The following is a 25,255-nucleotide window of genomic DNA, read 5'->3' on the forward strand; positions in this document are numbered from 1 at the left end:
GTGTCGAGATTCTTGGACTGCTACTACGAACTATCGTCACCAGTATCATATCGACCGAACCACGGTCGGACGCGCTCGAATGCAGCGCTGGCAGAGATAACTGTGTCGTCTGCGAAACGCGGGCCCGCGATTTGCATCCCGACCGGAAGCCCGCCGCTGACGGTTCCTGCCGGAACCGACGCGGCGGGGTGGCCGGTGAAATTGAGCAAGTACGTGGGGCACCACCCGATTCGCGGGTCTACCGGTTCGCCTTCGATTTCGTCCGGGCCGAGCGTAGACCCCTCTGTTGCGTTTGCGACGGGGGGATGACAGACTGTAGGTGAGACTAGCAGGTCGTACTCTACAAACACGTCCTCTATGGCATCGTGAACTGTCGTTCGGATAACGTGGTGATGGAGGTACTCCGTCGCAGTCATTTCCGTACCAGACTCAATCAAGTCAACGAGGCCATCGGTCATCTCGTCACGATGGTTCCCGAGCAAATCGAGGTTCTCGTGGCGTGCGAGCCACTCGTTCATCGCCGCGAGATTCGCGCCCACAAGCTTCAGCCACGCGTCCGTCAGTTCCGTGTGAGAGTATCCGAGTTGAATCTCGACAAACTCGACTGTGGCCCCTGCGTGACGGAATGCTTCGACCGCGTCGTTAACTGTCTCGCGCAGTTCAGCCTCGACAGGAAACGTCCCGTAATCCGGCGTGTATGCGATTTTGAGGTCTTCGATTGGATGTTCGAGAGCCTCGCGGTAAGACTCGTGGTCGTCCGGCAGGCTCGATGGGTCCCGAGGATGGTGGCCCTCCATCACGTCGAGAACGAGCGCGGCGTCACGGACGCTCCGCGTAATCGGGCCGTGAGTGGACTGGATACCGAGTTCATTAGCAAATCCATCCGGTCGAGTTACGTCCGGTACGCGTCCGAACGTCGGCTTGAATGCGTACACGCCAGACCACGCTGCTGGGATGCGAAGTGACCCCCCAGCGTCCTTCCCGTGTGCGATGGATACGAGTCCATCGGCGACTGCCGCAGCGCTCCCACCGGAGGAGCCGCCAGCGTTCCGCGACAGGTCGAACGGATTCCGAGTCGGGCCACGAAGTGGATTGTCAGTCGTTCCCTTGTGGTCTAACTCTGGCGTATTGGTCGTCCCGACGATCACTGCGCCTGCCGCTTCTAACCGAGTGACGAAGGTCGAATCGGTTTGGGAGACGGAATCGCGGAATGGAACTGAACCCATCGTTCGGAACAGGCCCTCCTTCGATGCGGCGGATTCTTTTAACGCCACGGGAACCCCGGCGAGCGGGCCAACCGGACGACCATTCTCGACTGCTCGCTCGATGTCGGCGGCCCGCTTTCGAGCGTACTCGTCCGCAACCTCCACGTAGGCGTTCAGCTCGTCATTTCGGCGGCCGATTCGGTTTAATATGTCTTCGACGACCGCAGTGGGCGAGATGTCCCCGCGACGAACCTTCGCCGCGATTTCCGACACAGACGCATACGCCACGTTCATAGCCACATCTTGGCTGTGTCGATGTAGTAGGTCTATCGTTACGGATTGACCGGGATTTGGTGCGACTTCGTCGGCGAGTAGATAGAAAACTGGAACTGTTTTTGAACGTTGCGTAAAATCGACGCGCTTATGATGTTTTAGGTTAGCCTAAACTACAATGATACCAGTAAGAAGATGTCAGGTGAATCAGCGGACTCGCACCGATTCCACGGCAGGAGGGACTACGGTATGAGCGACGATCACCAGGAGGTGACCCCTACTCTCGGCCCGGGTGCGACCATCAGGTCGAATTACGTGTTCCAACGGTACGACCGAACCATAGAGCGAACCATCTCGTTTCGCCCAGCAACGATGGAACGCGACTTGGGCAGACTCCACACATGGCTCGGCTACGACCACGTGGCAGAGTTCTGGACCCTCGACATTTCATTGCCAGCGTTCCGCGACCACCTCGCCGGGAAACTCGCGGAAGACCACCTGACGCCGTATATCGGCTACATCGACCACGTGCCGATGAGTTACTGGGAAGTTTACTGGCCCAGCGAGTACGAACTCGATGCGTATTACGACGCAGACCCGGCAGACCGGGCCGCACACCTGCTCATCGGGCCGCCGGAGTACGTGAACAGCGGCTACGCGAAAGCGCTTTTCCGCGCCATGGGCATCATGCTGTTCTCACACCCTGAAACGAAGCGGGTGGTGGGCGAACCCGAAGCCGATAACGAAGTCGTCCTTCACGTTCTGGAACAGTGTGGCTTTGAGGCCCGCAAGGAATTCTACTTCGAAGAAGCCGACAAAGACGCCCTGTTGATGGTCTGTGAACGAGACGGTTTCGAGGAGGCACTGCTTGCGGACTCACCAGCGACGGTCGCGCAGGATTCGACAGACGAGTAAGATAACTGTCGTAACCGACTATGGACCGCAGAGTCGTTCCCGTTACCGCAATCCATAGGATTTTGTCCGTACTCCGTCGTTAGCAGTCCATGTCTGGCAGTAGACCGTCGATAGTCGATTTCCGCCGTGACCTACACCAATATCCAGAGGCCGGGTGGAAGGAGTTCAGAACGACCGCGCTCGTCGCCGACGAACTCGCAGAGCGTGATTTCACACTCCATCTCGGGAGCGATGCAGTCGCCGAGGAGGAACGACTCGGCGTCCCGCCCGAGGACGAACTGCTCGCCGCAATCGAACGAGCGCGGCGGGAAGGCGCTCCTGAAGAATACCTCGACCGAATGGACGGTATCTCCGGCCTCGTCGCAGTGAAAACTTACGGCGATGGAACCGGCCCCGTCGTCGGCGTCCGAGTCGATATGGACGCCCTCGAACGAACCGAGGCACAGGACGACGACCACCGACCTGCAAACGAGGGGTTCGTTAGCACGCATCCCACCGAGATGCACGCCTGCGGGCACGACGGCCACACCGCCATCGGCCTCGGTGTCGCCCGCGAACTCGACCGGAACGGCGGCTTCGACGGAACGCTGAAACTGTTCTTCCAACCCGCCGAGGAGGGCGGTCGCGGCGGCCTCCCGATGAGTAAATCCGGCCATTTGGACGACGTAGACCACTTCGTCGCCATCCACCTCGGACTCGGCATCGAGACGGGAACCGTCGTCGCGGCGTTCGAACACCCGCTTTCGAACGCGAAATTGGACGTAACCTTCGACGGCGAACCGAGCCACGCGGGCAACGCTCCCGAAAAAGGACGAAACGCGCTCCAAGCCGCCGCAACTGCCATCCAGAACCTCTACGCGATTCCGCGCCACAGCGACGGCGTTACGCGAATCAACATCGGACAGGTTCGGTCGGAAAATCCACAGAACATCATTCCCGAAGAAGTAGAAATGCGCGTCGAAGTTCGCGGCGGTGACGCCGAGTTGAACGAATACATGCTCGGGCGGGCGCGACGAATCGTTTCCGCGTCTGCGGAGATGCACGAAGTCGGCGTTGAAACCGGCCTGTACGGGAAGACGACGACGTTCACCGCCGATACGGACATCGCGGAAGCCGTCGCGGACGCGGCCAGTGCGGTTGAGGGTGTTGCGGAGGTTGTCCCGTGCGACGACATGGGTGGAAGCGAAGACGCCTCCTACCTCATCCGGCGAGTGCAGGAAAACGGCGGACAGGCGACCTACGTCGGCATCGGCGCAAGCAATCCGTATGGGCATCACACCGCCCGATTCGATATCGAAGAGGAGTCGATTCCGATTGGAATTGGTGTTGTTGCGGAGACGGTTCGGCGGGTGTGCTGAGATACATCTCTCTACTGCAAAAATACAGAATTACAGAATTAGTGCTTCCTAATTGCTATCGGTGTTTACGTCAGCCATTGACCATCGGTAGATGTTTCGCGTGATATATAATCCGACTGTTAGAACTAGAACACCTGCAATGACCGCTGCTAAATTTAATTCGGTGGTGGTCGTTCCGTCTGGTGCCCAAGAGGGGTTTGGAGAATTCCACAATAAATACATCTCATACGTCATCAAGACTGTGAATAGGAAGCTCATTCCAGCAACAACGATTCCTGCCCGACGATATTCCATTAATAATTGACAATGTCCTTAGGACGTGAATATCTTTCCTATCCTTTCACGTAAAATCTATTTTACTAGTTGAAATAGTAGATATGTTAGAATACTATTGTCTTCTTGGCTTATGCACCCACACTACCACCAGTACCGATATTGATAATGGCTGTAATGATAAATAATATTACAAAGATAGCTGCGGATTTTATTAGCGGCCATGCAGCATCAAGGAAAACAGGAACATCTTGTACGAAGTTGTCTGAAATATCGTCCTTAATTCTGTTTTCAAGTTCGGCATCTGTCGGAGGCGCACTAAAGCACTCCTTATGACACTCATCGTTTTCAGTTCCACCCCAGTATAGACAATTCGTCGTCGGATTCCAACCTGCCCACATTCCAATAGAAATGCTACCAACTTGACTTCCCTCGGAAAATGATACACCACTAAACTGCGCTCCAACTAATGGAACTCCGTATCCATTACAATCAGTGAAGTATTTTGGCTGAATTAGTGTTGTCTCTGTGCATGCTTGACCCCAGCTGGCAGTATCACATGATTGAATCGGATCATGATGAAGATCTCGGTCATCCATCCAATCCGGGTCATCAGTAGAAACTCCACCACTACATTGAGTGCTGACGTCTGTTGTGCAGATAACTGGGCCACTTTCTACACCAATATTTTCAGCTTCATGCTCATTACTAGATTTTTTTGAAATGACACCATCTGGGAATTTCTCCTCCTCAACTTGTCTTGTGCGGGTTATGGTACCATCAGTATCTATTGTCAACTCATGAATGACACCATTCTGCCAATACTCTGCTGTTAATGTGCTATTCCACGAAATATTCACAACAGATCCATCTTCTGGATCAGTTAGTTGAATGATCTCGTTTGCGGGTTCATCAACGCTGGCGGTTCCAGTCGCAAGATATAGACAGAGAGAATTCTGTTCAGCTGCTGTAAATAGTAATGTTTCTTGTTTCTTATTTGCTGCAGCTTCTAAGGATAACTTTTTAATCGGCTCTTCAAATTCTCCACTTGCAGTTGTAATTGTTGCGAAACTGCCTGTAGTTAGTGCTCCAATGCCAAATCGTTTCAGAAAGTCTCGTTCATTAACCTCATCATATATCTAGTCACATAAGTATAAAATAATACTTATATTAAATTTTATATTAATATGCTTAAAATGAAAAATTCACATTCGTATTGATATAGTATACAAATGAGTTTGGGTAAAAATCCTACAAAATGAGTATCAGGATCTATAGTGGCGCAACCTTCTTCAATTTTCTAATCAGATTCATTCATATCTAAAATATTTGTCTATTTATGTCATGAGAAAGTATACAAGCCAACGAGAACAGCAGTTCGACTGAAAAGGTACGTAATAGCATATCCCATGCTTAATTGCGGCCAATAGATGATCAGAATTACGTACGTTCCAAAAGTAAGTGAAAACCCAACCATTCTTGCAGGGATCGAAGAAACCATTAATCCTCTTATAATTTCAAACTGTTGCATGAGCAAGGGAACACCCCCACCGAGAAAGGTACCCATTAAGAGTCCAGCATAGGCAGGATGTTTCGGCGATAGTGTTCCAGTACGGAAGAACTGCGTAATATCACCTATATCGCCTTTCAAATAAGCAAGCAGGACGAAGATGATGAGAATTCCACTAAGTTGAATAAAATTCACTACTATGAGGAATTTTCTGTTAAATTAAATTCCGTATCCGAAAACTGACTCACACTCAAAAAGAAAGCACCTCCAAGAATTGTGGTCGCCACACCAATCATAGCTCCAAAAACATCGTTAGTAATCATACTAATTGTTAATAGGATAACACCGAGTGGAACTAATGTAGCAGACAGAATTCGTCTGAGCCGTTCTCTGTTCATACTTTTCCCGTGGAAGATATGATATGAATATATTCGGTTCTGACCGTATCGAATCTTGAAAATAGTAATAATTGAAATAGAGTACGATAGAATGTGTTCCAACCAATTTATTATCCAGGACTAATTAGCATCCACCAACATTATTAGTAGATTTTTGAGAGGTGCCAAATCCAATATTAGCAGTCGGAGTAGAAAATGGATTTCTCCTGACGCCATAGCGAATAAGGAAGCTATTCAGTATGCAGTCGCCTTCTCATGTCGGAGTGACATTCCACGATCCAACCCGAGATCAGATCAGACCATCACTTGTAAAAGTTTAAATTAAAAAAGCAGACCACTTTGCGCCATGGCCAACGCGCATTCGCTTCACACTACCACTACCGACTGCAACACCCCCGAAACAGTTCCGCCACCAATCCCACCAGACGACTCCGACGCGTGGTACGCCCCCGACGTGCGCGACCAGCGCGAACTCCATCCCGGCGTCGTCGCCACGATTCGAGAAACCGACGACGGCTTTCGCTACGACGTTCGAACCCCTGCACTCGGCGCGAGGGACGAACGCGCCCTCGTCAAGATTCGAGAGCACTTTGCAACTGCAAATCTCCGCCGACCGCTGACGCGCGAAGGCGCAATCGAGTGTGTCGAACGCGGGTTCGACCCGAAATATCGCCGGGCTATCGACCGTCTCACCAACCTCTCGCAGGCGGGTCGGCGGCGCGTCGAGTACCACGCGCTGGCCGAACTGCTCTGTCTCGGAAAGCTGACGCCCCTCGCGCTGGACGACCACATCGAAGTCGCCGACGCCGCGGGCGACCAGCTCGTCGTCCACACGGAAAACTACGCACCTGCAGACACCGACCTCTCCGCCGACGCCGATTATCTCGCCCGGTTCGCCAGCGAGCGTATCGAGACGCACACGGTCGCGTTCGGAGAGTTTCGAATCCCGGTCGTCGTCTATCAGGAACACCTGCTCGGCACCGACTCCTTTGCGACGAAGTACGCCGTCCTCGAACCGAATCTCCTGCCGGACGACGACCGACTCATCGAGGAGTGCAAAGAGCGAATCTGGGAGACGAACGTCGGCGGCGTCGTTGATGACCGTTCCTCGTTCGTCCGTGAACACGCCAGACAGTTTCTATCGCGGCGACTCACGGCCAGAAACACGCGGGCGTGGCTCGACGCCGCCCGGTATCGCGTTCGAACCGCACTGGCGGAGTACGACCTCGCGATTCCGCCGGTTGACCACCGATTTTCCGACGATAGGCTCTCGGATTTGGTGTACTACGTCCTGCGAGACTACGTTGGCCACGGGAAGATGACGATTCCGATTCGGGACGGATTGTTAGAGGACATCGAAGCCAACCGCGTCGGTGAGCGCATCAAGGTGGTTCCGCGCGGCCGCACAATCGGTCACGGCGAGCGCATTCCGACCAACCTTGCGTTCGAAGACGAATCGGCGTTCGTCAACGTCGTCACGCAGATGGCCGCCTCGGACGGCGTCGAACTCAACGCCAGCAACCCGAGTGCAAAGGTCAATCTCTCCCCAGACGGGGTTGCCGACGAGGAAACGATCCGCTGTGCGGTCGCTCTCCCAGTTATTTCGGAGGGCGGGCCACACATTTCGATTCGGAAACAGGCACCTGATACGATGACGCCCGTCGATTTGCTGGACGGTGGAAGCATCTCTACGGAAATCGTCACCCTGCTCTGGCAGTTGTACGAACACCACGGCGTCGCGCTGTTTTCCGGGCCGACAGGGGTCGGGAAGACGACGCTGATGAATGCGCATATGCCGTTCATCCCCTACCGCGACCGCCCGATCAGCATCGACGAGGGGTCGCGCGAGGTTCGACTGCCCCACGAAACTGGCGTCTCGCTTACGACCCGTGACCACGAGAGCGACTACAAACGCGTGACGATGGCGGATTTAATGACCGAATGTAACTACCTCAATCCGGACGTGGAGGTTATCGCAGAAATCAACACGCCCGCCTCGTTCCAGACGTTCGCGGAATCGCTGAACACGGGCCACGGGTTGATTGGTACGACGCACGCCGAGAACATCGAAAAACTCGTCAATCGCGTCGTGGAGCAAGGTCTTCCCGCCTATCTTCTGCGCGAAATCGACCTCGTCGTTTTCCCGCGATACGTCGATGGCAACCGGTACGTCGGCGAACTCGTGGAGTTGGTGAACGAAGACGAGTTCGCCGAGTTGGACGGACGCTGTGGTACGGTTCGCAAGGACGGGACGACGATTCACTGGAACACGGTCGCATGGCGCGATCACGACGGCACGTTCCAACTCGACTACGACCATCCGCAGTTGGGTGATGACGAACGTGAAATCGGTTTCCGATTTTTCCGACGACTCGCAGACCGCACCGACAGAAGCGTCGAGGAAGTCGAGACCGATTTCCACCGCAAACACGGCTACGTGCAGTATTTAGAACGCGAGGGGATGACGGATTTCGAGGAACTGTTTTCCTTCCTCGCCGACTTGCAGAACAACGAGGCGGCAACCGTGGAGCGGGCGAAGCGGGGAGTGTGACAGCACGGAGACAAGTGCGTGCGGAAGCACCCTCGCCACGGAATATATATTCTAATATATATATTAATATTAAAATAGAACTTGATAAGGTATCCATCAACCTAGTCGCCAACAGCAGCTAACTACCCACCAATATAAAACTGAACGAGGAACTATTTATAAAATATAGAAAGGTAAAAGAATTAAGTGTATGTGCACTGTTTCGAGTGATGTGTCTACTAAGCTTGCGCCCCTCCGAATCTCCGCATATCGAAAACTTCTCTCTTCAAACATAGTAACGACGTTCGGGTTCTGGTTTACCTACGTAGCGGCATTCGACCTCTACGTGTTTGACGCCGGAATCGGGCCATTAGCAGTTAGTATTCTGGGCGTGAGTAGCGTCCTTCCACAAGTCATCGGCGGTCCGATTTCCGGTGTCCTCACTGACCGGTACGACCGTCGAAATATCATCACCATATCATACCTGCTGTGTGCACCACTCGTCGGACTGCTGGTTTTCTATCAGTCGATATGGTTAGCGTATGGTGTCTTTCTCGGGACGGGGACGCTGTATGCAGTTTCACGGCCGTCTTACCGGTCGTTGATACCGCAAATCGTTCCGGACGAACAGCTCGAAGCGGCAAACGGGCTGCTCTCCAGTAGCGACTCGACTGCACAGATTGTCGGCCCGGGTATCGCTGGTGTCTTCCTCTCGTTTTTTGAGCCGACTCTCCTATTCATACTCGATGCGATCTCGTACTGTTTTGCAGCACTCATCGTCTATACGCTCTCCGTCACGGCGGTAGACAAAGAGAACGATGGTGGATTCGTCACCGAATTTCGAGATGGCCTTTCATACCTGAAACGTGCACCATTCGTGCTCTCCGTCGTCGTTCTCGGTGGTCTTATGTTCGCCGCGATAGGCGTGTTTGAAGCTATCATTCCGTATTTCCTCAGGGAAACGCTGGGTCAAAACAGTTCAATGTATAGCTTGGTACTGTTGATGATAGGAGTGGGTTCATTTTTCGGTGGACTCACGATTAGCTCGATTAAAAACCGAATCGGATACCAACTCGTGCCCGCACTGGCAGTGGTGATACTGGGCACGTCGGTGGGAGCATTCACCATCGTTCAAGGCACGCCAGCGATTGCGATTGCCTCGGGAGCAGTCGGTGTTGCGGCCGTATGGTTCACGTCGTCCGCCTACACCACTCTTCACCGTGACCTCGATGAGTCATATCACGGTCGTATCATCGGCGTTTTCAAATCGACAACTCGTGGGTCACAGATTATCGCAATGGCCCTCGCCGGAATTATGGTTAGTGTGGCTGGAACCGTCGTCCTCTTCAGAACGACGATGGTCGTGTTAGTGGTTGGTGGCGTCGGCTGGGCACTCTTCGTCACACAGAAATCAGAGACACGAGCGACCAGTCCGAGCCACGACGATTGAACAGTATCCGTTCCAAATCAAACGAAAAATGAAACACTCAAAAATAATCCTCCTTGGACTCCCCGGGGCGGGAAAGACGACATGTGCTCGCAAACTCTCTGCGGAGTTCGGACTCACCGAGTTCGATCTCGGAACCATCCTCCGAGAAAATGCAGATGTCGAAACGGCCTACGGCACTCCGGGCGAATATATGAACCGCGACGAACTCGTTCCCGATGAACTTGTCAACGAACTCGTGTCGAAACGACTTCCTGCCGATGAGTTCGTGTTAAGCGGGTATCCGCGCACTGTAACGCAGGTCGAGCATCTCGGGACGATCACAAACGTTGGTTTCGTCTGTTTCCTCTCGGCGAGTGTAGAGGTTCTCGTCGAGCGACTTCGTAACAGACGCATCGACCCGAAAACGGGCACCACGTATCATCTTAGGGCAAATCCACCGAAATCAGAAGCGGTTGCCAATCGGCTTGTTCAACGTCAGAGTGACCGAGAAGAACTTCTTAAACCGCGTATCGAGGCGAATCAGGAGTTGCTCGAACCGATAGTTGAACGATATCGTACTCATCCACATTTTGTAACGATAGATGCAACACGTCCCCCGGACGTGGTTTATCGAACACTCGCCGAGAAAATTGCGTCTAAATGAAAGCGAGATAGATGGCCGTTTTGCTTCTCCTTATATTATACTGGCAATAATAGTACGAGCAGGAATAGTCGTTTTATCGATGTGAAAACTATACTATAATTTCGGGCAGAAACAGCGAGGGAAGTATCTTATCTAAACACGCGGTGTCCCTCTGAAAATCACTACTCAATTGGGGTATGGATGTAACTGCCATGCTATCACCTCCATTGTCGTATCATTACTCCGACTTACTACAAGTTAAAACTTATGGATTAAATTTATTTATATATTGAATTAATGTAAAAATAATATAATACTCATAGAGAAGAGAACGGTATCCGTCGACCGACTTGACCTCGCCTTGAATAAGTCGTACCTACATTCGATTGTTACTACATCATCTACTATCACATTTTCGTTTTAATCCATCAAATATTAATTTATAGTGCTAGTTTGTACAGCTATGGTTGGTTCAACGTTTATCAGTGGAGAGACAGTAACACTTCGAACGGTCGAAGAGGACGATATCGGTTTTCTTCAGCAGTCGAGAAACGAGCCGGGATTCCGACGGACACTCCGGTTCACAAAACCAACAAACCGGAAACAGATGCGGTCGTTTTTCGAAAACACCGTCGTTGGTGACGACGCCAGTGTCAATCTATTAGTCTCCGTCGAGGGAACACCAGTTGGTGCAGTAAACGTGTTCAATATTGACCAGCGCTGCGGCGAAATCAGCTACTGGATTCTCCCGGAGCACCGCCAAAATGGCACCGCAACTGAAGCGATTTCGCTTCTGCTTGATTTTGCGTACGACACATTGGATCTTCACCGCGTGTACGCTCAAACGATAGCATCGAACGAAGCTTCGAAGGCATTCCTCGAAGCGCTCGGTTTCACTCTCGAAGGGACGCTAAGAGAACACGAGTTCGTTCAAGGTGAGCGACAGGACACACACTTTTACGGACTTCTCGCGCCGGAGTGGCGAAACCAGTGACGCTCGTCTATCGAAGGTAGACGTACACCGTCAGTCAGAACAAGTTGTCTGAATGAGACTCGATTCAGTGTTCCAAAGCTCCCGTATTCGGGATACTGCGCCAATGGATTCGAGTTCGTCCGCTACTGCATTCGGAACGTCATCTTTCCACTCGGCATTCGTCGCTATCTTTTTTCTCACTTCGTATCCACTGATATCCCTCTCTTTTCGCTTCGTTTTTACCTCCTTCCCGTGCCGTCGAAGGCGTGAAACTTTTGTTTCGTGCCATTCTTCCAGCATTAATATGAAGTGGTAGACGTCTTGTGGGATATAGTACTGCCAAAGTTCGGGGCGATTTATCGGGAACGGAGAAATACTAAACGCCGTCTCTATATTGGACTGTTCGATAGCCATCTCGATAATCCGTTTTCGTTCGTAGTATTTCAACGGATTATGGGCCAACTTGTGGCGTTTCGGGTCGTCCACTTCTTCGGCGATGTGTGATGGGTCAGCGTTCGTTATCCCGATAATCAACTGGTCACAGTTGTTGCTGGCCCATTTGGCATATTCGAGATGGCCGTCATGGAATGGCTGAAACCGACCGTGGATGTGACCGACGCTCATACATCAACCCGTGCCAACCACTCAACGTACTTCGCGGCGTTGAGTCCGTCATCCACGGAAATGGTGTCTCCCTGCCAGTCGTGGAACTGTCCGAGAACGGCGGGGTCGGCATCCTCCGCGTTCGCCAATCGTTGCTGTATTTCCCGGATTACGTTCGGTGCCGCAACGATAGCTATCGGCCCGTTTGTTTCAACGGTTATGTCCGGCAGAATCCAACGGTCGCGTATTTTATCAATCAGTTGTTTGTTTAGTATTGGAATGTCCGTAAGGTGGAACGTCTTGTTGCTTTTTTCGGCAGGACGCCGCATTCCTCCGATTCCGGGGCCGGAGATGTCCGATGCAAATTTTATATGGCGAGCGGAATCGAACTCCGCTCCACTTTCGGGGCAGAACTCGGAAATGATTTTTGCGACGTGTTTGTGGTCTGCGCTAAGCGATTCGAACGCCTGTTCACGGACGTTCGGAGAAGTTCCCTCTTCGATGCCGAGGCGGTACATCGCAAGTCCACCGCATGGTCTATGAATCAAAATCATATCGTCTGATTCGACTCGATTCTCTCCCGTCGGTGGTTCGTGATTCCCAGAGGCCGTCGCAGTCGCACCAAACTGCCACCCATTACCGTCGTGTCGCAGAATCTCTGGTGTGAGGACGGTGACTGAGTCAGAAACAGCTTGTTCAAACCACTTCGAAACCAGCTCGGTGGACAACTCCCCGTCTTTGGGGGCCGCAACAATTGGTCGCACCTCACGATTTTGGTACGCACCCATGGAATAACAGTCATTGAGTGAATGATTGGCCGCGATTGCGGCCTGTTTTTCGCCCGAGAGATGTGGAAACGCGTGAACAATATCGATGTTTCCAGCGACGAACCCTGATTCACGTGAACCGACTGGTTCGATATGTTCGAACCACTGCATCGGGTCTGTCGAATTAGCTATCTGAATGGAGTGGGCTTTCCCGATGGAGACTTGCCCAAGGTCAGAGAGGGACTGGTAGGCGTCGCCAACTCGCTCTGCGAACGTCTCGATGTCCGTTCCAAGTTGTTTGTCAGCCAATGTCGCCGTCAATGTCCAAACTTGATTATCGGCTTCGTCGTAGTTCGTATCCGGAGCAGATTTTTCAAGTCCCTCTTTGGTGACTGAACGTCGGTACTCCGTCGTATTCGGGAGAATCGCCGCTTCCGATGTCGGTGGGAGTTCGACTGGACACCCATCTAAGTAGTCTTTGATTTCATCGATAGCTGGATAAACCACCTTTCGAAGAGATGTTTTCCCACCACAACCACAAATCGAACCGATGGTCGATATTTTTTTCGTTGAGGTCACACCATTACCCATGATAACATATATTATGATTAAAGAACTTATAAATATTATGATTCCATAGGTTATATATTATATAAAGGTGGCCAGAACAATAGTTCCGTGCTGGCTGTGTATCGTATTGGTGTGACAAATTCGCCAACAGATAGGCTGTCTTATGGCTCTATATTCGTCTGTTGTCAATGCTGAAGGCTCACAACCTGTCGTCCGGAATGTACTCTTCGACCACTTCGAAGAAGTCCTCCCAAACGGCCTCGTGAGGGCGTTCCGCGTCAACGACGACGACATCGTCACTGTACTGTTCAACCACTGGAACAGTCTTCTGTTCGTATTCTTGGATTCGCTGTCGAATGATGTCCTCGCTGTTGTCGTCGTCGCGTTCGGTTAGTTTCGCCCCACAGAACTTACATTCTCCCGGCGTGTCTGGCGGACGATATTCTTTGTGATAGGAATCTCCACAGTTACTGCATATCTTTCGGTCTAACAGACGATAGAATGTCGTCTCGTCGCTGACCTCCATGAGGACGACAACATCCAAACCAGTGATAATTTCGGAGAAATTCTCCAGTTGATTCATGGTTCGCGGGTAGCCGTCGAGCATAAAGTGGTCAACCTCGGACAGTTCCTTTTCGACTATCGAGTTAATCATCTCGTCGGGAACGTACTTCCCTTCGTCCATGTACTCCTTCGGTGTCCCGTAGGGAGTCTCTAACTCAGCATTTTCTCGAAGTATCTGGCCGGTTACGATGTGTGGGATACCATACCTGCGCTCTAGTTTCTTACACTGAACATTTTTTCCCGCGCCCAATGGGCCGTATATCGCTGCGTTCATCTCTTATACTATAAACAGTAAAAACGCATATAAATTACTTTCTCCTCAAATTTAGTTATAAGTAGCAATTACAGATATAGTAGTACGTAGTAAATATTTGAAATAAGGTGCATTTTACTTCTCCAGTATTTGGGTCTATTGACGGTACGGAGGCATGTAGCCCGTTTTCTCGCCGACCAACATTGTTGTTCCAATTTCGGAGTAGACATCGAGATTGGAAACGACGTGCGTCGTGATGTAATACTGATTCTCTTCGAGTGCCGCGGCATCGACCTCAAAGGTTACGTGAGCGGTTTCACCGGGTTCAATCGTCCGTTCGGTGATCTGAGGGTTGAATAGCTGCTTTCCGTTTCGATTCGTATCCCCGTACTGCCAGATAGTGGGATAAATCACGACTTCGGATGTGACATCTCGGTTGTTTTCGAACGTGACTGTGAACTCACGCCGGGAGTCCGTCGTGTCGAATAGTTCCCCCTCAACAACCGGACAAACGGGGTCGGTTTCTCCCGGTGTTGTTGGAACGTCGAACAGTTGAGCACACTGCGGACATTCTCCAAGTGCACGATGAGCCTCGCCGGAGAGGTCGGACACCTGTTTGATAAAGACTGGACGGCCACAGTGAATGCAGTCTTGGTCAGCAACCAATGTATCGTCGTCAATAGCTCGACTAACATACTGACCGACGATGGAAGAACCGTTTTCAAGTGGCTCTAACAGTCCCTTCGATAGCTCATCGATCTGGTCGTAAAGGTCGTTGAGAATCGAACGTGATTGGTGGTGCGTATCGAGATTGAGTCGCTCACGTGTGATAGTGTGGTGTGTGTCGAGGAGGTCGTTCTGGAACGTTTGTGCGGTTTCCGCAAGGGAATCGCCGAGCATTCCAAGCCGCCGGTGTCGGTCAAGCGTGTCGAGACAATCGAACATTGTCTGGAGTTTTTCGTCTCCAACCATCGTATCGCTGACGACGAGTTCGAACTGTTCGGACTCCATTTGACGACCGGCGAACAGTAGCACGCGAAGCGTATCGTTTTCTTGGAATGCAAGGTAGTATCGGTCACCGACACCGTCAGTTGGAGCACTGGTTCGGAGATAGTATCGGTCATCCGTTTCAGGGAGTTCTGAAAGCGGAATCCGGAAATCACCGATATATCCATCGACCGTAACTTCCATCCGTGTTTCACCCTCGCTCTGATAAATCGAGCAGTCCGACGGCGGTTCCTTCTCGGGGTCACCGCCCGCCTCGGGATGACCGAAGGGAATGTACGCATCTGCTTGAATATCGTTCAGGGTGGAGAACTCGTTGAGGAGATAACATCGCTCAATTACATCGTAGCCTGCTTTGATGAGACTGTGATGTAACAACGGTTCGATAGGGTCTATCGGAGAAATACGATATCCACCGATGAGAGACGTTCCATTCACGAGCATTCCGGTTCCGACGTGAACTGGAAGTCCGGATGGGCCGTTACCTATCATCGACGCACAAGAGGCCATAAACGAGTGGTCAACGGTGAACTCATCGACGGGAATGAGTTCGCCGTCATTTAGCGGGCAGTTCCGTTCGCCGTTTTGGACACACTGGGGTTGCCGACCGTCGTATGAGTCCGGGTCAACGCGAGTCGGATAGCCACAGAGGATTCCGCCGTTGAGGAAGATGTGAAGCGGAAAGCCACCGATATGCATCGACAGGGATGACAATCCCTTTTCTTCGAGCGAAGCTAGTTGCTCGGCGGTGTCGTTAGCTGAGCGGGTTATAACCGTCTCTCCCGAACCGGGTTCGTACTGCTTTGGGGGACTTTTTAAGAGTAGACAGTCTTCTTCAGCGTCTCGTTCTTCCCGTCGGTAGAGATCAGTTGCGAGCGACGGAGTAAAGCCTGTTATAACGCTAAAGCACCCCTGCGACGGCCCATTGTCGGACAGGCGACGCTGAAGTGCAAGCAGTATCGACTCATCGAGGTCGTCAGAAGACCCTACGTAGATAACCGGCTCTTCGTCTCCAATATCGTCAAGTTCAGTGATAACTTCCTCATTTCTGTCCGATGCGATCTGTTCTGCTGATTCAAAATATTCGCCGTCGTTCTCAGATAATACTACCATGAAGAAAATAAAATACTACAGGTATACAAATGATTCGTTTCTACAAACGGTGACAGAACAGCGGTGAAAGATAGTATAATTTCGCAAATCCATATATAGATTAAATATCGCGCCATTCGATATACCGCACGACAATTCCTGTTTCGTCTTCGGATACACCAACCCAGATACCGACGAGGCGATGTCCGCAAGCGGTTACAACGGCGGCTTGAGAGGGTTGTACGGAACCAATATTGACAGTCTCTGTAGTAATCGTCGAGGAGAGGAGATTCGAGCGGACAACGACGATTCGTTGTCCGTTAGTCGTGCAGGGAATGGAGCGAAGATACCTCGTCACGGGAAGATACTATTCTAGTTTTCAGGTGAACGGAACCGGTTCCCAGTCCCGTCCAGCGCCCCAAAATCCCACGACCAACCGTGATGTCCGCGGTGGTAGGCTGTCCCGCAAACAGTCCTTCGACGGCAGTCCGGACGAATACAGCGCCGACTTCGATCCAGTAGAAGGTCAACAATGCAAGTATGTCCCAGTCGAACGCGACAACACCGACAACCGGCATCAGATTCACTAACAGTAAACCTACCGCCTCGGCGCAGTTGTTCTCGGATTTATTTTCCACGTTCATAATTACGGTAAGAGATGTGGTGTTCGGATGAAGGTCAGCAGTTGACTAACCTCACTCTCGTGGGTTGCGTTGCTCAACAGACCGCGAGTTCCACGGACGTCGTTGAATTTGACATATCCCCTCCGCGTCAGGATAGAAGCCTGCGCTACTCTACGTGAAAATACAGTCATAGATTCATAGAGTTTAAATCAAATAACACGGGTATCTCGTTTTATGATATATTTCGAGTACGAGGTTCCGGGATGAGCACCATTACGGAGTCAAACAGCGCTGAAACACGTCCAGAAGATTCACCACCTGCAGAGAATTTTCACCGCTCGTCCTCCCTCGGCATTCTCGACCGCGCACTGTACGCGCTGTTCTCGCGCCACGCCGACCGGAGCCGCCACGACCGCGACCGGAAACGCTACCGCGCAACCGACGTGAACGCCAGTTTCGACGTGTTTCTCTCCCGAACCTACGGCCTTTCGTGGCTCGTCTTTCTCGCTACGTTCTGCTGGGCGTTTCTGGTGACGGTGGCGGTTCCGGATTCCGTCCTCGCTAGTCTGGCGTCGTTTTTCCACGACGGACTCCCACTGCTGGATAGGGTTCGGGTACCGAACGTTCCGCGGATGTACGCCGCAACCGGCCTCGCTGTGGCCTGTGCAACCATCAGCAAGCGAACGGTGGTGTGGGTCGGCGGACTGTATCTCGGGTGGTCGGCCAGTGCACGTCGGTCGAACATCGAGCGAACACTGCCCGGTACGGTTCGATACCTTCGCGCGCTTTCGTCCGGAAGCGACGACAAGACGGCCATGCTCCGGAAAGTCGCCGACCGAAAAGAATCCTACGGCGACACCGCCGTCGCGTTTCGGAAGGTGCTGAACAAGGCGGCGCTCACAGGAAGCGTGGACGACGGCCTGCGAATCGTCGCCCGAGATACGCCGTCACGCGACGTTCTTGCGCCATTTCTGCTCAAATTCCGTGAGCACGCGGAACAGGGGCCGGATGCACTCGAACAGTACCTCCAGATGGAGAGTCGGATGTTGAGCCATCGACAGTCTCGAAGCCGCGAGCAGGCAGAAGGATTTCTCGAACTCATCGCCGAAATGTTCATCGTCCTGCTTGTTATCCCGGCTCTCTTGGTTATCGTACTAACCGTTATGAGCGTTCTCGCACCGGGATTGGCGGCACCTGCGCCACCGCCGTTCGGCTGGCTATCGATGCGAGCACTCATCATCTACGGCAGTGGCGCGTTCATCCTCGTCGTCGGTGCTGGCGCGGCGGTCGTGATGTCCTCGCTTCGACCCGCCGATCAATCGGCCCCGAAGCATTCCTGCTCGTCACATGGCATCGAACTGTTCAAAACGCTGTTGGTTAATCCGGCAAACACCGCGGTGTTGGCGGTTCCGCTGGCGCTCTGTGTCGGTGGATTGCTCTGGATGCTCGATTATACACCCGTAGATACGGTGTTGCTCTCTTACGTCGCGTTCGCCCTTCCGGTCGGCCTCGTCTCCGTCCGGCGGTCACGAATCGACGACGCGAAAGACCGCGAAATCAAGGATTTCGTTCATGCGGTGTCTGCTCACGTCGGATTAGGTCGTCCGTTTTCGGCCGCAGTTGAGCGCGTTGCGCGCGACGTCGATATGGGGGCGCTTCAATCGGACGTCACGGATCTCGCGTTCAATGTGAACCTCACGAGTCGAGACGGAGATTTGCGCCGAGATGCACTCACTCGATTCGTCGAAAACGTCGGGACGCCGATGGCAGACCAGACCATCGGACTCGTCACCGGAACGCTGGACGTCGGCGGTGATACAGAAACGGTTTTCGACACTCTACAGGTCGAGATTGGCAGATTGTATCATCAAAAGAAAGCACTTCGGTCGAACATGCTGGTGTACGTGGTCGTTGGCTGGACGACTGCGCTCCTCATTATCGGCATCATGATTGCCGTGAACGCCTACGTTCTCGACAGTTTCTCGCAGTTGTCGGCGGTGTCCAACTCGAATGCGGGGTTAGCTCTCGACCCGAACGCGGTACAACCGGCACGTGACCGACACCGGTTCTACGTCGTCACGCAGACGACGATGCTCGCCTGTGGTTGGTTCGCCGGATACGCGAGTCGAGGGTTCTACGAAGCACTGCTTCACTCGGCGGCCCTCGTCACAGTTGCCTATTTCGTTTTCGCAGGGGCGGGAATGATATGAAACGCGGCCAATCGAACGTCGTCGGCGTCGCTCTTCTTCTCGGAACGGTGATGCTCTCTCTCGCCGGGCTAACCGCCAGTGTCGGTTTCGTCGTGGATAGCAACACCGCAACCGCGGACGCGACGCGCGTTTCGACCGACATGAACCGCGCCCTCTCGCCAGTCGAATCGACTGGCGTCCATCGCGGTCGGATTTCGTTTTCCGACGGACGACTGGAAACCGCGGAGCGGGAACTCCGGATATTGGACGATTCGGGCGTCGCCCGAACAGTTCAGGTCGATGCGTTACGCTTCACGAGCGGGAGTAGACGCGTCACATACGTCGCGGGAGGCATCGTCCGAGGGACGAACGATTCCGCACGGATGTACACCCAACCACCGATTACGGCTTCAAGAGACGGTGGCGTGTTGGTCGTCGGTGCCGCGAAACTCAACGCATCGGAGCGCGCCGTCGCATCAAATACAGGCACGTCCGCGCTCGTCCGAACGAACGTCACGCACGCTCGGACGACGCTCGGCAACGGGACGTACCGAGTCGCCGTCGAGACGGAAGCGACCGGCGCGTGGCGTCGATACTTCGAGCGCCAAAACACGACGACAACGACCCGCGATTTCGACGGGGACGGGATTCCGAGCGTCGTCGCGGAGTACCCCGGACAGCGGTTCGCGTACCTCGTCGTCCACGACATGCGAACGGAGGTTCAGTGATGAATAATCGTGGAGTGAGTCCGGTCATCGGAAAGGTACTCGAAGCGGGGTTGGTCGTGTTGTACATCGGAATGATTACGACGACGCTGTACGGCGGGGTCGTCCCGGAGTACCGAACGGCGGTCGGAGACGAAGTCGGCGACCGCGTGCTCTCGAAGGCCGCGGAGCGAATCCAACAGACGGTTCCCGCGAACGGAACAGCCGTTCGCGGTCAGATGCGCGTGACACTCCCGCAGACGATTCGCGGGACGGCGTACGAAATCCGCGCCCAAAATCGAACGCTCACACTCGTCCATTCGAACGAGCAAGTGAGCGGAACTACTCAGATTGCAGTTCCGGAACACGTCGGGACGGTACGAGGAAATTGGTCGAGTACGGAACCGGCAGTCATCGTCGTTCGAAGCGGGGAAACCGAGAGGTCAGGCCTCGTCGTCGAACTGAAGCGGGGACAACGGGGGCGAGCATCATGACGCGAGGACAGATGAATCTTCCCGCGTTGGCGGTTGCACTGCTCATCTTGACGATGGTCACCGGACTGAGTATCGGAATGGCGGACAGAGCCTTCCTCGGTGCGGACAGGGATGCCACGTCGCGGCAGGTCGGCGTCGCGGTCAGCGAACGAATGGTAAGCGAGGAAAGCGACGTGACGGTTCGACCGAACGTCATCGACGCAACCGAACTCGAAACCCTCGACGCAAAGCGGATGCAAGAGCTGTTTCCTGTCGTCGGGAACCACGACGTTCGTGTCAAACTCGACGAGAACCTTCTCGCCGAGCGCGGGAATCCGACGAGTGGGCCGACGATTCGCCGTATCGTGTTGGTCGAGCGCCGCGACGAAGTGACGCGAACGCCCCAGCTTTCAGCGACCGATCCGCGATTTACGCTTCCGAGGCGCACGTCGAACGCGACGCTCACGATACAGTCCCCAGACGAAACGACGGTAACGACGGTTCGGGCGAACGGCCGAATCGTGCTGCGAAACGAATCCGGACTCGACGGAACGGTTTCGGTGTCCGTTTCGCGCTTCGAAACGGTTCAGTTCGCATTCGAAACCGAAGCTTCGGGGTCGCTTCCGACAGGAAGCGTTCGAGTCACGTACTATCCCACGAACACCCGAAAAGCGGTGCTGGCGGTGACGGTGGATGCCTAGGGCACAGCTCTCTCTGTCGGTCGTGGAGGCGGGAATTGGCGTCATCTTCATTCTCGGCGTTGCGATGGGATTCGCATTGGGCGTCCCGGCCCCCGACACGCGCAGCGCACAGCTCGAACTGTACGCCGAAGACGCGGGAACCGTGCTTGCGAGCGAACCGCCGCGACATCAGGGAACGACCCGTCTCGCAGAGATCATCGACTCGCCGCAGACGTTCGAACGTGAGCAGAGCGCGCTGGAACGCCGCGTGGATAGAATCCTCCCGGACAACCTCATGTTTCGGGTCGAAACGCCACACGGTGCGGTCGGCTATCGAAAACCCGCAAGCGTCCCAGTCGGCGTTTCGACGGTAACGACGACGAACGGCGACGTGACGATTTGGGTGTGGTACGTGTGAGAGACCGCGCACAACTCGTGTTGGCCGCAGCAGCAATCGTCGCCGTCGCACTCGCACCCGTCGTCTTCGCGTACCTGCAACTGGGCTACAGCGGCGACGTAACCGCGAGCAACGATTACGATTCGCCCGTCGAGAACGCCGACGGCGTACTGTCGCGGGCGGTGCAGGACACCGCCCGCGACGTTCCCGCGGAGTACGAGTGGGACGATCGAGACGCCGCGATTTCGGCGGTACACTCCAACCTCGAATCGGAGTTGGACACCTTACGCTCGTCCCGCGTCGAATCGGGAACGGTCTACCAAGTCGAGTACAATCAATCGGCCGCGGAGGAATGGACACAGGCGAACTGCCCGAGTGGGCCGAATCGGCAGTTCGGAGACTGTGTCGCAGAACGGGGCGTCGTCGTCCAAAACCGGGGTGGCGAAACGCACGTTCTCGGTGTCGCGTTCGACGTTCGCGTGACGACTGAACGTGGGTGGTACGAGGTAACGATACCGGTGGAAACGACAGAGTGATTCGTTACAATCTGGAGAAGGAAGAAACGAGATAACCGACATCCGATTGTGACATCGACGTACTCGATATCGATAGATGACGTTCAGTTCGTTGCAATGGCTGGACGACAGCATATTTTACAAGCTGCTTTTACAGCATTGAATTAATTAGTTGGCGACTTTTACGTCTGCAACAGCGTTATTCTACTACTTAGCCAACACCTGTACAATCGACTGTGACAGCGTTTTCCGGTCGAGGGGGTGGGTTTCATATGAGCCAGACCGAAAATAGCACGCTCGCGGTGCCGGTAACTGAACGAGATCATATTCGCGGCCCGGACGATGCCCCGGTGACGCTCGTCGAGTACGGCGACTTCGAATGCCCGTACTGTGGTGATTTTTATTCGGTCATCCGGCGGATTTTGAACCGGGTCGGAACGCAGATTCGATTCGTCTTCCGCCACTTCCCACTCACACAACAGCATCCGCGGGCACAGAAAGCCGCCGAAGCGGCGGAGGCCGCTGGTGCGCAAGGCCGATTTTGGGACATGTACGACCTGCTGTATCAGCGACAGGATGCGCTCACCCGAGACGACCTCGTGCGCTACGCCGAGGAACTCGATTTGGACATTCGTCGGTTCACGGACGAACTCGACAGAGGCGTCCACGAAGAGCGAGTCAGAGAGGAGTATCAGAGCGGTATCCGAAGTGGTGTAACTGGAACGCCGACGTTCTACATCGACGGGGAACGATACGACGGCCCACACGAGTTCGAACCAATGCTCGCCGCGATTGCAGCGGTGGGTGACCTATCCGAGGTAAAACAGTCGTTGCAGGTCGAGAACCGCGAACTTCGAGAGACGATAGACCGTTCTCGCCGCGGAGCACCCGCCGCTGGTGAGGCCGTCCGTGACCGGTTTTCGGCGGACGAAATTTTTCAGCGAGTAACCGCAACTGCGGACGAGGAAATGGAACGGGGGACGCGACTCCTGTTTTTCAGCGGACTCGCCGCGGGCTTGAGCGTCGGTGCAACGTTCCTCGCGCGAGCGGCGATGACGACCGCATACCCGGAAAGCGTGGCGATGGGAAACCTCCTGTATCCCATTGGCTTCGTGATGATCGTCATCGGTGGCTACCAGTTGTTCACCGAAAACACGCTGACGCCGGTTACGCTCGTTCTAACGCGCCTCGCCAGCCTGCCACAACTGTTCCGTCTGTGGACTATCGTTCTCGCCGCAAACGTCCTCGGCGCCGGAGTCAGCGCCTTCCTCCTCGCGAGAACCGGCATTTTCGAACCCGACGTTGCGGAAACGGCCTACCGGTTCGGCGAGCACGCGATGCACACGTCGTGGTCTGCGCTCTTCTACAAAGGCATCTTTGCTGGCGGCCTCGTCGCGACGATGGTATGGCTTGTTCACGCGGCGCGGGAGACGATTTCACGACTTCTCATCGTCTATTCGATTATGATAATCATCCCGGTCGCCGACCTCTTTCACTGCGTGGTCGGCGCGTGCGAGGTGCTCTTTTTGGTTTTCATCGGGAGCGCGAACGTTGGAACCGTCTTTGCGGACTTTTTCGTTCCCGTCGTTCTCGGAAACACCCTCGGTGGAATCGTGTTCGTCGCGCTCGTGAACTTCAGCATGACCGAAAATCGGCGCTTTCCGGAGCACAACCGACACCGATTCGAACTGTCGTGGTCGGAGTGGCTCTTCGGTACCCGTCTACGCGAATATCTCCGAGAACGGGAACGGAGCGAGTCGTCCGAAGAACGGGCGGGAACACATTCGACCGACCGACAGAATTAGTTCCGAATCGTGCCTTCGTTTTGGCGACTCGCTCTCAGTTGCACGATTTCGAACGAGACGGAACTATCGACTATTCGGACAGTAGTTCCGATCTCACGCCGCGCAGTTGTTCGGCCCGACTTCGAGTTCCGTCGCTTCTTCGTCGCTGTCGGGTGAATCTTCCCCTGTATTGATTGCGATGACCGTCTCGTAGTTCGGCGGTTTTTCGGGGGCATTGTCGGTCAGTCGGTTCACGAACGCCTCTTCGTCCAACTGAAGCAGGTCAAGCGTATCGCGGAGGTTGCCGAGGCGGGCTTGAATGGGTTCACCCGGTTCACCACCCTCGTACCGGCCATCGTTCGTAACCGAAACGTGTCCGGGCAGGATTCGGGTGTCGTCCGGCAGGTCGAGAATCGTCTCGTGGAGCGTTTCGTACAGCAGTTCGGCACCCGTGGACGCATCGCTTTCGCCGAATTGGAGTTCGGTTCGTCCCACCGAATCCACGAATAGCGTATCGCCTGTAAGGAGGTAGTCGCCATCGTCACCGTCGATGCGGTAGTTCATCATCTCGGTCGTGTGGCCGGGCGCGTGCAGGACAGTTATCTCCACATCGCCGAGTTCGATGGTATCACCGTCTTCGAGCGAGTCGTACTCGTACTCGACATCGCGCTCGCTCGACATCTCGCCGAGATAGTACGGAACGTCGAGGGTTTCGGCGAGTCGTGAACCCCCCGAAATGTGGTCTGCGTGGATGTGCGTATCGAACACACACGAGATGGTCAACCCCGCCTCTTCGGCGGCGATTTCGAACACGTCGATTTGCCGCGTCGCGTCCACGACTGCGGCGTCACCCGACTCCGTGGAACCGACGATGTACCCGAGACAGCCTTTCCCCCGCCGCTGAATCTGCCGGACGACGAGTTCCTCGTCCCCGTCGTCCGTCGCTATCGGGACGATGTCGTACACCTTGCTCCAGTCTTCCATGCCACCTTTGACGACGGTCACGTCGTCGTATCCCTGCGTTTCGAGTTCGAAGGCAAAGGGCGTCGATGTCAGGCCTTTTCCGCAGATGGTGACGATTTCCTCGCCGTCGATTTCCTCCATTCGGTCACGTTGGTCGTCCCCCACACCCTCCCGCGGGTCGAACGGGACGTTTTTCGCGTCGGGCAGATGCCACGCTTCGAAGCTATCCTCGGGGCGGGTGTCGATGAGCGTCATCGACTCGCCCGCGTCGAATCGGTCGGCCAACTCGTCGGCAGTGATTTGATGTACCATGGAATCCCCTGCAGGGGGTGCGACGCGAAGACGGTTAGCAGTTGTCGCTCGATCCGGAGAGTTGTCGCTTAATCCTGCGACTCCTCTGCTCTGCGGGGAACAGCGACCACGATGCTTATTTGAAATTAGCACTAAAGGTTAACATATGAAGATATTTAAGTGGATTCTACGAACTGCGGTTTATGTTATTTTGTTCACTGCTGTAGCTATGCTTACGATGACATATCTCATACAAAACCTTGGAGAGACTAATC

General features: G+C 54.1%; 21 protein-coding genes. 13 read left to right on the forward strand and 8 right to left on the reverse strand.

Annotated elements, in window-relative coordinates; translation table 11 throughout:
* Window positions 1-23 precede the first annotated feature (23 nt).
* Window positions 24-1,499 carry an amidase gene (locus HL45_RS12225; RefSeq protein ID WP_049971368.1) on the reverse strand — a complete coding sequence of 492 codons (1,476 nt, stop codon included), beginning with the start codon at window positions 1,497-1,499 and terminating at the stop codon, window positions 24-26.
* A 228-nt stretch (window positions 1,500-1,727) separates the two neighbouring features.
* On the opposite strand from HL45_RS12225, the gene HL45_RS12230 reads away from it, so the two are divergent.
* Together HL45_RS12230 and HL45_RS12235 are read left to right on the forward strand one after the other, a co-directional pair.
* Window positions 1,728-2,393, forward strand: coding sequence for a GNAT family N-acetyltransferase (locus HL45_RS12230; RefSeq protein WP_049971369.1), 666 nt, complete (start codon window positions 1,728-1,730; stop codon window positions 2,391-2,393).
* An 89-nt stretch (window positions 2,394-2,482) separates the two neighbouring features.
* Complete coding sequence (locus HL45_RS12235) at window positions 2,483-3,751, forward strand: amidohydrolase (protein ID WP_049971370.1); 1,269 nt, start codon at window positions 2,483-2,485, stop codon at window positions 3,749-3,751.
* A gap of 404 nt (window positions 3,752-4,155) precedes the next feature.
* Here HL45_RS12235 and HL45_RS20450 read toward each other — a convergent pair whose 3' ends face one another.
* Window positions 4,156-4,884: a hypothetical protein gene (locus tag HL45_RS20450; RefSeq protein ID WP_144240078.1), complete on the reverse strand. Its 729-nt coding sequence runs from the start codon at window positions 4,882-4,884 to the stop codon at window positions 4,156-4,158.
* Window positions 4,885-6,278: 1,394 nt separating this feature from the next.
* Here HL45_RS20450 and HL45_RS12245 point away from each other — a divergent pair.
* The 4 genes from HL45_RS12245 to HL45_RS12260 all read left to right on the forward strand — a co-directional run bounded on the left by HL45_RS12245 (window position 6,279) and on the right by HL45_RS12260 (window position 11,528).
* Entirely contained in the window at window positions 6,279-8,483 is a 2,205-nt protein-coding gene (locus HL45_RS12245; RefSeq protein ID WP_049971371.1) for a type II/IV secretion system ATPase subunit, read from the forward strand.
* Window positions 8,484-8,694: 211 nt separating this feature from the next.
* Window positions 8,695-9,912 carry an MFS transporter gene (locus tag HL45_RS12250; protein ID WP_158413696.1) on the forward strand — a complete coding sequence of 406 codons (1,218 nt, stop codon included), beginning with the start codon at window positions 8,695-8,697 and terminating at the stop codon, window positions 9,910-9,912.
* A gap of 28 nt (window positions 9,913-9,940) precedes the next feature.
* A complete protein-coding gene (locus HL45_RS12255; protein WP_049971373.1) occupies window positions 9,941-10,555 on the forward strand; it encodes a nucleoside monophosphate kinase in 615 nt (204 codons plus the stop codon).
* A 442-nt stretch (window positions 10,556-10,997) separates the two neighbouring features.
* Window positions 10,998-11,528 (forward strand): GNAT family N-acetyltransferase, encoded by a 531-nt coding sequence (locus HL45_RS12260; RefSeq protein WP_049971374.1) that lies wholly within the window; start codon window positions 10,998-11,000, stop codon window positions 11,526-11,528.
* 30 nt (window positions 11,529-11,558) lie between these two features.
* Here the strand turns inward: HL45_RS12260 and HL45_RS12265 are convergent, their stop codons facing one another.
* The 5 genes from HL45_RS12265 to HL45_RS12285 all read right to left on the reverse strand — a co-directional run bounded on the left by HL45_RS12265 (window position 11,559) and on the right by HL45_RS12285 (window position 17,005).
* Window positions 11,559-12,131 carry an adenylyltransferase/cytidyltransferase family protein gene (locus HL45_RS12265; RefSeq protein WP_049971375.1) on the reverse strand — a complete coding sequence of 191 codons (573 nt, stop codon included), beginning with the start codon at window positions 12,129-12,131 and terminating at the stop codon, window positions 11,559-11,561.
* The gene (locus HL45_RS12270) at window positions 12,128-13,186 is read right to left on the reverse strand and encodes a hypothetical protein (RefSeq protein WP_144240079.1); all 1,059 of its coding nucleotides are present in this window, start codon (window positions 13,184-13,186) and stop codon (window positions 12,128-12,130) included. Before HL45_RS12270 ends, HL45_RS12265 begins: the two co-directional genes overlap by 4 nt.
* A 460-nt stretch (window positions 13,187-13,646) precedes the next feature.
* Window positions 13,647-14,285: an adenylate kinase family protein gene (locus HL45_RS12275; protein WP_084156905.1), complete on the reverse strand. Its 639-nt coding sequence runs from the start codon at window positions 14,283-14,285 to the stop codon at window positions 13,647-13,649.
* A 135-nt stretch (window positions 14,286-14,420) separates the two neighbouring features.
* Window positions 14,421-16,382, reverse strand: coding sequence for a hypothetical protein (locus HL45_RS12280; RefSeq protein ID WP_049971378.1), 1,962 nt, complete (start codon window positions 16,380-16,382; stop codon window positions 14,421-14,423).
* Between the two features lie 299 nt (window positions 16,383-16,681).
* Window positions 16,682-17,005 carry a DUF6498-containing protein gene (locus HL45_RS12285; RefSeq protein ID WP_049971379.1) on the reverse strand — a complete coding sequence of 108 codons (324 nt, stop codon included), beginning with the start codon at window positions 17,003-17,005 and terminating at the stop codon, window positions 16,682-16,684.
* Between the two features lie 242 nt (window positions 17,006-17,247).
* Between HL45_RS12285 and HL45_RS12290 the strand changes: the two genes are divergently transcribed.
* The 7 genes from HL45_RS12290 to HL45_RS19985 all read left to right on the forward strand — a co-directional run bounded on the left by HL45_RS12290 (window position 17,248) and on the right by HL45_RS19985 (window position 23,747).
* A complete protein-coding gene (locus HL45_RS12290) occupies window positions 17,248-19,194 on the forward strand; it encodes a type II secretion system F family protein (RefSeq protein ID WP_084156907.1) in 1,947 nt (648 codons plus the stop codon).
* Entirely contained in the window at window positions 19,191-19,901 is a 711-nt protein-coding gene (locus tag HL45_RS12295; RefSeq protein ID WP_049971380.1) for a DUF7289 family protein, read from the forward strand. The genes HL45_RS12290 and HL45_RS12295 overlap by 4 nt, the downstream gene beginning before the upstream one ends.
* The gene (locus HL45_RS12300) at window positions 19,901-20,371 is read left to right on the forward strand and encodes a DUF7266 family protein (RefSeq protein ID WP_049971381.1); all 471 of its coding nucleotides are present in this window, start codon (window positions 19,901-19,903) and stop codon (window positions 20,369-20,371) included. The genes HL45_RS12295 and HL45_RS12300 overlap by 1 nt, the downstream gene beginning before the upstream one ends.
* Window positions 20,368-21,051 (forward strand): DUF7263 family protein, encoded by a 684-nt coding sequence (locus HL45_RS12305; RefSeq protein ID WP_233274766.1) that lies wholly within the window; start codon window positions 20,368-20,370, stop codon window positions 21,049-21,051. The genes HL45_RS12300 and HL45_RS12305 overlap by 4 nt, the downstream gene beginning before the upstream one ends.
* A complete protein-coding gene (locus HL45_RS12310; RefSeq protein WP_049971382.1) occupies window positions 21,044-21,448 on the forward strand; it encodes a DUF7262 family protein in 405 nt (134 codons plus the stop codon). Before HL45_RS12305 ends, HL45_RS12310 begins: the two co-directional genes overlap by 8 nt.
* Window positions 21,445-21,963, forward strand: coding sequence for a DUF7261 family protein (locus tag HL45_RS12315; protein ID WP_049971383.1), 519 nt, complete (start codon window positions 21,445-21,447; stop codon window positions 21,961-21,963). Before HL45_RS12310 ends, HL45_RS12315 begins: the two co-directional genes overlap by 4 nt.
* Window positions 21,964-22,214: 251 nt before the next feature.
* Window positions 22,215-23,747: a formate/nitrite transporter family protein gene (locus HL45_RS19985; RefSeq protein ID WP_084156909.1), complete on the forward strand. Its 1,533-nt coding sequence runs from the start codon at window positions 22,215-22,217 to the stop codon at window positions 23,745-23,747.
* 93 nt (window positions 23,748-23,840) lie between these two features.
* On the opposite strand, the gene HL45_RS12325 is transcribed toward HL45_RS19985, so the two are convergent.
* Window positions 23,841-25,001 carry an MBL fold metallo-hydrolase gene (locus HL45_RS12325; protein WP_049971384.1) on the reverse strand — a complete coding sequence of 387 codons (1,161 nt, stop codon included), beginning with the start codon at window positions 24,999-25,001 and terminating at the stop codon, window positions 23,841-23,843.
* Window positions 25,002-25,255 lie beyond the last annotated feature (254 nt).

The organism is Haladaptatus cibarius D43, from assembly GCF_000710615.1.
GTDB lineage: Archaea > Halobacteriota > Halobacteria > Halobacteriales > Haladaptataceae > Haladaptatus > Haladaptatus cibarius.